The sequence below is a fragment of the bacterium genome (assembly GCA_030654305.1).
GTDB lineage: Bacteria > Krumholzibacteriota > Krumholzibacteriia > LZORAL124-64-63 > LZORAL124-64-63 > PNOJ01.
Window position 1 is genome coordinate 1 of the sequence record JAURXS010000398.1, and the last position, 1,892, is coordinate 1,892.

3 protein-coding genes are annotated in these 1,892 nt (G+C 67.8%); 2 read left to right on the top strand and 1 reads right to left on the bottom strand.

The window, feature by feature from the left end; translation table 11 throughout:
- Positions 1 to 1,050: AMP-binding protein (locus Q7W29_11390; protein ID MDO9172421.1), on the top strand; the 1,050-nt coding region annotated here is incomplete at its 5' end.
- Between the two features lie 16 nt (positions 1,051 to 1,066).
- Here the strand turns inward: Q7W29_11390 and Q7W29_11395 are convergent.
- Complete coding sequence (locus Q7W29_11395) at positions 1,067 to 1,492, bottom strand: OmpA family protein (GenBank protein ID MDO9172422.1); 426 nt, start codon at positions 1,490 to 1,492, stop codon at positions 1,067 to 1,069.
- Positions 1,493 to 1,610: 118 nt separating this feature from the next.
- On the opposite strand from Q7W29_11395, the gene Q7W29_11400 reads away from it, so the two are divergent.
- A partial coding sequence (locus Q7W29_11400; protein MDO9172423.1) for an aldo/keto reductase occupies positions 1,611 to 1,892 on the top strand: 282 nt, incomplete at its 3' end.

Here is a 1,892-nt window from a genome sequence, read left to right on the forward strand (position 1 = left end):
GATCCTTTCGATGCGACGAAGCCTTCGCAGGCGGTGTTCTGGTCGCCGGCCGACTGGGCCTGGACCGGTGGCCTGATGGACGCGCTGCTGCCCTCGCTGTATTTCGGCCGCCCCATCGTGGCCTTCAACGGCCGCTTCAGCCCGCAGGCCGCGTTTGAACTGATGGAGCGCCACGGCGTCACGCACACCTTCCTGTTTCCGACCGCGCTCAAGGCCATGATGAAGGCCTATCCCCAGCCGCGAAAGCAGTTCCGGGTGCAACTGCAGGCCATCATGAGCGCGGGCGAGGCCGTGGGCGATGCTGTGTTCGCCTACTGCCAGAAACAGCTGGGCGTGACGGTCAACGAGATGTTCGGCCAGACCGAGATCAACTACATCGTGGGCAACTGCGCGCGGCTCTACCCCGCGAAGCCGGGCAGCATGGGCAAGGGTTACCCGGGCCACCGCGTGGCGGTGATCGACGACGAGGGCCGCGAGTGCCCGGTGGGCGTGCCGGGCGACGTGGCGGTGCACCGGCTGGATGTGCGTGGCGACCCCGACCCGATCTTTTTCCTCGGCTACTGGAAGAACGAGGCCGCCACGCGCGCCAAGTTCACCGGCGACATGGCCAACAGCTGGTGCCGCACCGGCGACATGGCGGTGCGCGATGCCGAGGGCTACCTCTGGTACCAGGGCCGGGCCGACGACGTGTTCAAGGCCGCGGGCTACCGCATCGGGCCGGGCGAGATCGAGAACTGCCTGGTCAAGCACCCGGCGGTCGCCAACGCGGCCGTGGTGCCCAAGCCCGACGCCGAGCGTGGCGCGGTGGTCAAGGCCTATGTGGTGCTGGCCCAGGAGTACCTCGCGGCGCAGGGAAGGCGCGTGGGCGACGCGGATTTCGAAGCACGGCTGGTGAAGGAGTTGCAGGCCCATGTGAAGGGCAAACTCGCGCCGTATGAATACCCCAAGGACATCGAGTTCGTCGAATCGCTGCCGATGACCACCACCGGCAAGGTGCAACGCCGCGTGTTGCGGCTGCAGGAAGAGGCGAGGGCGCGACCGAGCGCCTGATGCGCTGCGGGGGGCTTCACTTCCCTTCGCTGATGCGAAGTTCCAGCTGTCGGCCTCCGGCCTTGCCTTCGGTGGTGAGGCGGGTGACGTCGGCGCCGCGCGCGAGCAGGTAGTCGCGCACGCTCAGGGCGCGGTCCTGCGCGAGCAGGCGGTTGGCCGCGTCGCTGCGGCCTTCGTCGCCGTTGCCCACGATGTGCACGCGAAACGTGGGCCGGCGTTCGAGTCGTTTGCCGAGCTCGTTGAGCTGGCGTGCCAGACCAGGCTTGACCGCCGAACGGCCTTTGTCGAAAGCCGATGCGGCGGGCACATCCATGGACGAGGGAGGGGCGGAGGCGCGTGGCGCGGCCGGTGCGCCGCCGCCACGCGGCGGGGTCGAACAGGCCGCCAGTGCCAGGAGCAACAAGGGCGGAACGGTGCGGAGGGCGGGCGACAAGCGGGGCATACCTGAACTCCTGGTGGGGGTGACGCCGGTGGCGACAGGGCCGGCGCGGGCACGGCCCTAAACTTATAGACCGGTTTTTCCTCCGATTGTTCTTTCATACGCATTTGCACACCCCTCCATGAACTCTGTTGCACTCGGCGCCAGCGGCCTGCAAGTCACCCCCATCTGCCTGGGCACCATGACCTTCGGTGAACAGGTCAACGAAGCCAGCGCCCACACCATCCTCGACCGTTCGCTGGAACGCGGGGTCAACTTCATCGACGCCGCCGAGATGTACTCGGTGCCGGCCAAGGCCGAAACCTGCGGTGCCACCGAAACCATCATTGGCAACTGGTTCGCGAAACACCCCGGCGCGCGCGAGAAGCTGGTGGTGGCGACCAAGGTCGCCGGTCCCGCGCGC

What these genes read in the sequence shown, in the direction of transcription:
- Q7W29_11395 (MDO9172422.1), bottom strand. Translation starts at nt 1,492, where the DNA reads ATGCCCCGCTTGTCGCCCGCCCTCCGCACCGTTCCGCCCTTGTTGCTC.